We start from the raw sequence: 8,218 nt of genomic DNA, 5'->3' as shown, positions 1-8,218 counted from the left end.
TTTATGGGGTGGTAGTCGAACGCCCTCTACACTTTTATCCAACTCTTCTCCAGACCCTGACGAGAGGACCTTTACGGCGCTTCTTTTATTACCTTCTGGTCAGTTGCCGCTGTTGTCCGCATGGGGTGGCCGGTGCCGCCGTTGCGGTGCATCACCATTTCGGACATGATGCTGAGGGCGATCTCCTCCGCTGTCTTGGCGCTGAGGTCGAGTCCCGCCGGAGCATGGAACCGCTCTAAGTCTTCATCCGTGATGCCGTTCTCCCTGAGATAGTCAGTGATGATCCCCGTCTTTTTCCCGCTGGCGATGACCGCCACGTAAGGGATACTGCGCTTGAGCGCCTCGAGGGCGAGCTTGTCGTCGTCCCGGTGGTGTGTCGCCAGGACGAAGTAGTTCACATCGAAATCGAGATCTTCCAAGTCGAGAGGCTTCGTTATGACGTTGACCTTTTCCGAGTACTGACCTGTCTCATCTTCCTGGGTCTGTACAAAAGTCTTGAAGTTGAGCAGCGTTCCGAGCTCAGCTAACACCTCCACCACTCGTCCCATGCCTCTGATGAGAAGAGAGGGGACCTTCAAATGAGGTTCCACTATTACTGCCATATTTCCTCCACAGGGGATGCCCATCCCCATTTCATCGCTATCCAGATCAATATTGACGATTCGCGGATTTCCGTCGGCGAAGCTCTCCAGAGCTGTTTTTGCCACCCTGTTTTCGATGCAGCCTCCACCGATGTAGCCCAGAACTCGCTTGCCGTTCTTGCCGTAGATCGCTTTGTCGCCAACTTTCCCTGAGGAAGATCCCTGTAACATGATAACGGTTGCCACGGCAAAAGGATCTTCTTCCCTCTCAAGTTCAGTGATCCGATTGAATATCTCCTGATGTCTTGACATAACGGTTAGGTCTCCATGAGTTTCGTCAGCTGAAAGTAGTCTTCTTTTGTGTCGCAGTCAAGTATCACGTCATTCGATTCGATGGTGACAGGCACAGCGTCCTCTACATGTTTCTTCAAGACCGACTTGCATCCTTTCTCTCCCTCGGCGGCGATGATTTCGCCAAAGTACCGCTTGGGGAACAGAACAGGGTTCGCCTGCTGACCGTCATGACTTGGGTAGATGATTCTTTCGCCGAAGTTGCTGATGAATTCTTTTCTGAGTATATCAAGAGTCGAAGGGGTGAGGAACGGCATGTCACCGAGGACAATAAGGTTGCCGTCAACACTCTTCGGGAGGGCCGCCACGCCGGTGCTGATGGAACCGGCCATTCCCGCCTTCCAAGCCTCATTGTGGACAAACTCCACATTTCTCCCTTTGAGGGTCTCACGGACATGTTCATCGTCGTAGCCCGTCACCACGATGATGGGTTCGAAGCCGCCATGCGCCACGGCATCGCAAACGTGCTCAATGATGGTCTTGTCGCCAAGGTGCAGCAGAAGCTTGTTATCGCTTTCCATGCGGATCGAACCACCGGCTGCGAGAATGGTAGCCGAAAGGATCATGCCTCAGCCCGGGACGCGACTTGGAAAGGTGTCAGTGAGCGGGGACGTATGAGGTCTGCCAGGACATGCCCCAGATCGATGAGACTCTGGAGGTTGTGGACGGGCAGAAACTGGTCAACGTGGGGGGCGATGGTTTGAATTCCTTGTGTCAGCGGTTCGTATCCTTCGTATCCGAGATTGGGATTGAGCCAGATGAGCCGGTGGACACTGCGGTGGAGGCGGTCCATTTCGTTTCTCAGCGTATCCAGATCGCCCGTGTCCCAGCCGTCGCTGATGATCAGGACAACGGCCCCGCCGCCTAACACTCGCCGCGCCCACAGCAGATTAAACTCCTCAACGGCCTCGCCTATCCGCGTACCGCCTGACCAGTCCTCCACGGCTCGCGACACCAGTTCAGCGGCGGTATCGGCATCTTTCTGTCTCAAATAGTGGGTGATGCGCGTCAGGCGTGTTCCGAAGGTAAAAGCTTCTAACCGCCGGTTGATGCCCGCTAAAGTATAAACGAATTGAATGAGTATGCGGGTGTAATTCTCCATGGAACCGCTCACATCAAGAAGAACGACGAGAGGACGCGGTTTCTTCTTGCGCTGACGCCAGGCCAGTCTAGCGAAATCCTGTGTCGGGAAGATGTTTCTTCTGATGGTACCGCGCATATGGAGGCGGTATCTTCTGTGGCCCGGAGTCAATCGGCGCAGCCTCTTTTCACCGAAGCTCCATCGGTATCTCTTTAACAACTCTTTTGCCTCATTCAATTCTTCTTTCGAATAGGATTCGAAGTGCTTCGCCCTGAGAATCTCTTCCCGGCTGTACATGAAGAGGTCATACGTTGTCTGCTCGTCAGCGGCACTCTCTTCGCCGTTCTCCTCCCTTGACCTGAACGAATCCACCTCACTGACACGGAGCTGTCGATCGTCTCGTTTCATACTTTCCAATTCAGCCTGTGCCAGCCGGGACTCATACAACTTTCTCAGAATATCGGAGACGTTCTCGAGTTTGTCAGGATTGCGCCAGTAGATATCGAACAGTTGATCGAAGAGGGGGATCAGTTTGTGGTTGATAATGAGGGTAGATCGAAGCGCTTCCTTGAAATCGTCCCGCTGCTGGACGCCGACAATGGAAGCAGCTTCCACCGCACTCAGGATTTCACCGGTACCGATCTCGCACCCTGCCTGACGCAGAAAGCGGGCAAAGACCATGATCGTCTCGTGGAGGCGGGATTGGACGTCGGCAGACACGGTTATGTTTATCAGTAATGCACCGCTCGCGAAACTTTCAATCCAGCATCAGAATTTGGCGGGAGTGCAACGATGAATCTGTGAGGTGCGGATGAATCGTTGCAGGATAAGTTAGAAGTGATTTCTCCCGAAACTTCGGGATTCATCATTTCACTCCAAAGGCCCCGGCCTGATCATTACGACGGAATAAGATCAGCCTCAGCGATTGCCCGCTGGACAAGGCCGTGTGTCACCTCCCCGTTGACCTTCTCGATGTCATCCTGGTATTTCAATAACGTGCCCAGTGTATCCTCAGTAATCTGAGAAGTGAGCGCTTTCGTACCGAGCTTGATGAGGGCGTTGGACCAGTCGAGAGTCTCCGCGATGCCTGGAAGTTTGTAGATATCCATCTCCCTGAGGGCTTGCACAAAAGCGACGACCTGTTTGCCGAGAGACTCGTTGATCTTTGGAATTTTGCGCTGTACGATTTCGAACTCCCGTTCGGAAGAGGGATAAGCGATCCAGTGATAGAGACACCGCCGTTTGAGGGCGTCATGAATCTCCCGTGTACGATTAGAAGTGATGACCACTTTCGGTTTCTTTTTCGCCACAACGGTGCCGATCTCTGGAATGGTTACCTGAAAATCAGAGAGAATCTCGAGAAGGAATGCCTCGAACTCTTCGTCAGCCCTGTCGAGTTCGTCAATGAGGAGAACGGGGGGGCTGGCGGCGTGGTTATCCACCGCCTTAAGCAGAGGCCTCTGGATAAGAAAGTCCGGGCCGAAAATCTCGTGAGTAATCGTTTCTCTGTCCTTCTCACCAGCCGCCTCCATGAGACGAATCTGAAGGATCTGCCGCGAATAGTTCCATTCATAAACCGCATTGTGGACGTCCAGCCCTTCGTAGCACTGCAGCCGGATCAGTTCTGTACCCAGCATCTGGGAGAGGACTTTACCCACTTCCGTCTTGCCGACGCCCGGCTCGCCCTCAAGGAAAAGCGGCTTCTCCATCTTGAGCATCAGGTAGATGGATGTCGCCAGAGAACGGTCGGCGATATAATCGTGATCGTTCAACCACTCCTGGACCGCGTCTACAGATTGGAGTTTCTTCTTCGTCATGGTGCTGAAAGTACTCACAAAGGGGTCACAAAATCAACGCGTTCAAGGGGAGTTGAATAGTACCCCTGGTACAAGCGGTAGTCTACCCATAACGAGGAGTTGCTGTTTGATACGTGGAAGACATTGATCAGTCAAACTGATGCACGTTTTACTCTACGCTTTATAGTACAGGTCCAGATATCGCTTTAATAGATCCTTCACCACTCCTCTGAACGGGAGGGTAGCGGCCAAGCCGTACACCGGCGCCATTCCTCCTTTTTCTTTCGGATTTGCCTTTACCTGTGCCACAGCTTCCTTCAGGTCGGCGATGAACCTTTCCGCTACGCCGGGCTGTGTGTGCCGCAGCGTGGTACAGATGTGAACGCAGGACGGTTTGTAAAGTCCACTGAGGTTCCAGCTCTTCTCTGTCATGACGTCCATGAGCCGGTAAATGTCAATCTCTTCCGAGCTGAAGGCGATGACCCAGAGGGGATTTCCAAATACGGTCAGTTCCGGTATCTCCTCAATCCCCTTTCTGATTCTGTCGGCTGTTCCCAGGATAGCCTCGGTTGCATTGAGATATCCCTGTTCCCCCATGGAGAGCATGGCGGCCCAGCATGCAGCAGTCAGGGCACCGGGGCGACTGCCGGCAAAGGTAGGGGAGAAGTAGAATCCGCCGGGCCAGTCCGCGATGGTATAGTACTGAAAGTGCCTCAGCTCCGGTGTCCGGTATAGGATTACTGAAGTTCCCTTGGCGGCATAGCCGAACTTGTGTGTGTCGGCGGAGATGGAAGTGACACCCGGTAACCGGAAGTCAAATGACGGTACCGGATACCCTAACTTCTCAGCCCACGGGAGGACAAATCCTCCCAGGCAGGCGTCCACGTGTAATCCGACTCCCCGTTCCACTGCGATTTCAGAAAGCTCCTGAATGGGATCGATGATACCGTGGGGGAAGTTTGGCGCGGAGCCCACAATCACCGCAGTATTTGCGTTGACTGCCTTGCGCACGGCTTTCACATCTGCCTGGAATTTGTCATTGATGGGTACCCGCCTGATCTTAATGCCAAAGTATTCTCCCGCTTTGTCGAAGGCGGCGTGGGCCGTTACCGGAATGACCATCTCCGACCGGCGAATTCGCCTCTTCTCTCGTGCCCAGTCGCGGTAGGTTTTCATGGCAAGAAGGATACTCTCCGTCCCGCCTGACGAGACTACACCGCAGACCTCATCATCTGTCCCTGCCGACCCCAGCATTCTGGCTGTCATAGAGACAATTTCAGATTCGTATTTGCTGGCGCTGGGGAAGAGGTCAGAATGGAGCGGGTTACTCTGGGAGTGGAGAGCATAGACCTGATTAAGGAAGTCAATATGGCTCTCGTCGCCGTGGTACACTGCTCCGGAAACATATCCAGCCTGCCACCGCTCCTGTTCTCTACCACTGATTTTCCGCATCTCTTCCAAAATATTCTCGCGCCCTATACCGGTTTCAGGAAGTGACAAATGCCGCTCGAAATCTCCAGCATACGGCTTGACAGATTCCTCTAGCTCCGTCATGATCTTATCCTGCTCCCTGGATATCTCGGACTGCACTTTCGACGAGCGTCGCAGCTGCCGTTCAATGAACGCAATCAAACGGGGGTTGAGTTTGTTGAGTCTCTTGATTAAGGGGTGGTCTAAATCCATTATTCAGTCTGCTGCCGGTTCAGATGAGCGTGTATCTTCTTGTTCTGCTTGTAGACTTTCAGGAAGACGTCGAACCGGTCTTCGTAAAGGGTGGCATTCTCACCGTTTGGGTGGAATGTTTGCGCGATCTGGATGTTAGCGCCGAATTGTTCAAAACTTGTTTCTCCCAGCGCCACGGCCGCCAGCGCGGCGGTTCCACGGGCATTTGCATAAAGCGGATCTTTCACCTGTAGAATGGTCCGTCCCAGAACATCCGCCATGATTTGACACCACACGGCGGAATTGGCGCCGCCACCGATGAAGTGAATATTGTCCATCCGCTTTCTGGCAAACTTCTCCACATATTTCAGCAGCCAGCGGGCATTCAGTGCGACGCCCTCCATAACCGAGCGGACCAGATGTCCCTTGCCGTGGCTGAGTGACAGGTTGGTGAATCCTCCCCGGATGGTGTGATCTTCCACTGGGGTCCTTTCTCCGTATAGCCAGGGAAGGAACAGCAGACCATCACTGCCGGCTGGAATGGCAGTTGCCGCACTATTCAACTCTGTGTAAAGCGAATCTGGTATGGAATCATCCTGCGGAAGGGCGTGATTCATTACATTCCTGATGAGGAAATCGAGGCACGCTCCGGCCGTCTCCTGCTCATTGGCGATAAAGTACTTCCCGGGGATGCCCGACGGGATCGACGCCATGTTGTGGAAGAGGTCCGTCTTCTTGTATGGCACGTGGCACGTGATCCAAGACGAGGTACCTACGTAGAGATGAGGCTCGAAGTCCATGACAGCACCGGAGCCGATGGCAGCGGCTTGGATGTCCGGTGTTCCCATCACAACGGGGAGCCCCGCCGGCACGCCCAACTCTTCTGCCGGACCGGGGAGGAGTTCGTCCAAGATATCAGTAGAAGCGCGCAATTCCGGCAACTTGGCTGGTTCGATACCCGCCATTTCCATGAGTTGATCATCGTAGTGAATGTTGTCGATATCACGGCTGTCCGTTACCCAATGGAGCGTGATCGAATCGAAAGAGGCGGAGAACTGTCCCGTCAGCTTGAGGTTGAGATAGTCCTTTGCTTCAAGGAATCTGAAGGTTTGGCTGTAAACATCCGGTTTCTCGTTCTTCAGGAAGAGAATATGGGCGATGGGATCTTTGCCGGACTTTCCCGGCGCGCCGCCGGTCTTGCGGATCCACGTAACGATCTTGCTTAGTGCGTATCCTTCAACTTTGATCAATCCATCAGTGATCTGCTGAATATATGGAGCGCCTCGGGAATCCATCCAGATGATGGCATCGTGAAGCGGGTTGCCTTTCTGATCTACAGCGACCGTGCCCGACCACTGAGCTGAACATGCGACGGCTGACACATCTGACGGTGAGACCGGTGACTCCTGCCACACCTTATCGGCGGCGGCCGTGATGGCGCGCCACCAGTCATCCGGCGACTGTTCCGCACCACCGTTGGGAAGCAGATTCACACGGGTCGGCTCTTTCACACAGCAGACCACTTCACCTTCCGTCGATACTAAAGCAACCTTGGGTCCGGAGGTGCCGAGATCAATGGTAAAAATGTACTCCATGGATTTATCCTCTGCCTGAAGTTCCTCAACAAAATCAGCGGTAGAAACACAAAAAGGGAACAGTCATGAAAGTTTACAACGCGAGGTGGTTAAAGACAAGAATACCCCTCATACCACTTTTTTCTCAAAAAATTATATCACGATTCTTGAAGCCTGAGATCTTAGGGGCAATGCTGCTACCGCACTTCAGGAGGGGTGAAACTGCAGTAGCCGATACGGTCACATTGCTTTTTCAAGTCGTCCCATTCTTCAGGGTCGGAAATGATCTGCAAAGCTTTAGGAAAAATCTGCTCATTTTCAATTTTACCGTGCTCACGAAGCACACGGCTGATACTTTTCACATAATAATCTATGCGTGCCTGGTAGCCTTTAAAATCCTCACCCGTGAATTGAGTCAGCGTTTTCACGAGTTTTCCCTTTATATATCGAAACGTTTCATGCTCCAACCGGAGGATGTGGGGCCAATCTGTGAAGCCGTGTTTTTCAAGGGCCGTAAAAAGAACTTCTTCCCGTAGCTGATGTGATGTGGTTGAGTCAAGGTCGTAAATTACTTCATGGAGTTCATCAATGATATGCGGTCGGTCATCCGGGGAGGTGAGAGTAGCCAATTCGCCTACAATAGAGTCGATTTCTTCGAGATATTCCAGGATCACTTTATGCTCTGCAATAAAGGTGCGCACCACGTGTCCCTCGGCGAGGTCCTTTACAGTCATGACTTTATCATTGTGGGTGCTTCTTTCATCCCGACCGTACCCCTGTCACTTCAACAGCACCATCTTCCGTGTCTGACTGAACTCACCAGCCTGTATCTGGTAGAGATAAACTCCAGCACTGACTTGTCTACCCAAACCATCAGTCCCGTCCCACACAGCTATCTTATTGCCAGCATCCTGTGACTGGTTGACAAGGGTCTTTATCTGTTTACCCAGTAAATCGTAGATGCCAAGGGTTACCTGAGCTTGTTCTGGTAAATCATAGCTGATTGTGGTGGTGGGGTTGAAAGGGTTGGGGTAGTTAGGGTGGAGGGCAAATGATTCAGGCAGCACCGCCTCATCATCAACAGCATAAGCACTGGCGTCTATGGTAAGCTGGAACGGACCGTTAGATGCATATGTGTCCATTCCGCCATCTGAAGCAACTATTGTCCACGTA

8 protein-coding genes are annotated in these 8,218 nt (G+C 52.8%); all 8 read right to left on the bottom strand.

Annotated elements, in window-relative coordinates; translation table 11 throughout:
- Window positions 1-71 precede the first annotated feature (71 nt).
- Complete coding sequence (locus QF669_08990; GenBank protein ID MDP6457564.1) at window positions 72-893, bottom strand: XdhC family protein; 822 nt, start codon at window positions 891-893, stop codon at window positions 72-74.
- 5 nt (window positions 894-898) lie between these two features.
- Entirely contained in the window at window positions 899-1,498 is a 600-nt protein-coding gene (locus QF669_08985) for a nucleotidyltransferase family protein (GenBank protein ID MDP6457563.1), read from the bottom strand.
- Window positions 1,495-2,733 (bottom strand): VWA domain-containing protein, encoded by a 1,239-nt coding sequence (locus tag QF669_08980; GenBank protein MDP6457562.1) that lies wholly within the window; start codon window positions 2,731-2,733, stop codon window positions 1,495-1,497. Before QF669_08980 ends, QF669_08985 begins: the two co-directional genes overlap by 4 nt.
- Before the next feature lie 176 nt (window positions 2,734-2,909).
- On the bottom strand, window positions 2,910-3,830 hold the full coding sequence (locus QF669_08975) for a MoxR family ATPase (GenBank protein ID MDP6457561.1): 921 nt from the start codon (window positions 3,828-3,830) through the stop codon (window positions 2,910-2,912).
- A 153-nt stretch (window positions 3,831-3,983) separates the two neighbouring features.
- Window positions 3,984-5,492 (bottom strand): aminotransferase class V-fold PLP-dependent enzyme, encoded by a 1,509-nt coding sequence (locus QF669_08970; protein ID MDP6457560.1) that lies wholly within the window; start codon window positions 5,490-5,492, stop codon window positions 3,984-3,986.
- Window positions 5,492-7,066: an FGGY-family carbohydrate kinase gene (locus QF669_08965; protein ID MDP6457559.1), complete on the bottom strand. Its 1,575-nt coding sequence runs from the start codon at window positions 7,064-7,066 to the stop codon at window positions 5,492-5,494. The genes QF669_08970 and QF669_08965 overlap by 1 nt, the downstream gene beginning before the upstream one ends.
- A gap of 176 nt (window positions 7,067-7,242) precedes the next feature.
- Window positions 7,243-7,779: a hemerythrin domain-containing protein gene (locus QF669_08960; protein ID MDP6457558.1), complete on the bottom strand. Its 537-nt coding sequence runs from the start codon at window positions 7,777-7,779 to the stop codon at window positions 7,243-7,245.
- Window positions 7,780-7,824: 45 nt separating this feature from the next.
- Window positions 7,825-8,218: T9SS type A sorting domain-containing protein (locus QF669_08955; protein ID MDP6457557.1), on the bottom strand; the 394-nt coding region annotated here is incomplete at its 5' end.

This window comes from Candidatus Neomarinimicrobiota bacterium, assembly GCA_030743815.1.
GTDB lineage: Bacteria > Fidelibacterota > Marinisomatia > Marinisomatales > S15-B10 > UBA2146.
This window is presented reverse-complemented; position numbering and strand designations above follow the sequence as displayed.

Excerpts from the sequence above, each read along its gene's own strand:
- QF669_08990 (MDP6457564.1), bottom strand. The coding sequence starts at position 893 with ATGTCAAGACATCAGGAGATATTCAATCGGATCACTGAACTTGAGAGG.
- QF669_08985 (MDP6457563.1), bottom strand. The coding sequence starts at position 1,498 with ATGATCCTTTCGGCTACCATTCTCGCAGCCGGTGGTTCGATCCGCATG.
- QF669_08975 (MDP6457561.1), bottom strand. The coding sequence starts at position 3,830 with ATGACGAAGAAGAAACTCCAATCTGTAGACGCGGTCCAGGAGTGGTTG.
- QF669_08970 (MDP6457560.1), bottom strand. The coding sequence starts at position 5,492 with ATGGATTTAGACCACCCCTTAATCAAGAGACTCAACAAACTCAACCCC.
- QF669_08965 (MDP6457559.1), bottom strand. The coding sequence starts at position 7,066 with ATGGAGTACATTTTTACCATTGATCTCGGCACCTCCGGACCCAAGGTT.
- QF669_08960 (MDP6457558.1), bottom strand. The coding sequence starts at position 7,779 with ATGACTGTAAAGGACCTCGCCGAGGGACACGTGGTGCGCACCTTTATT.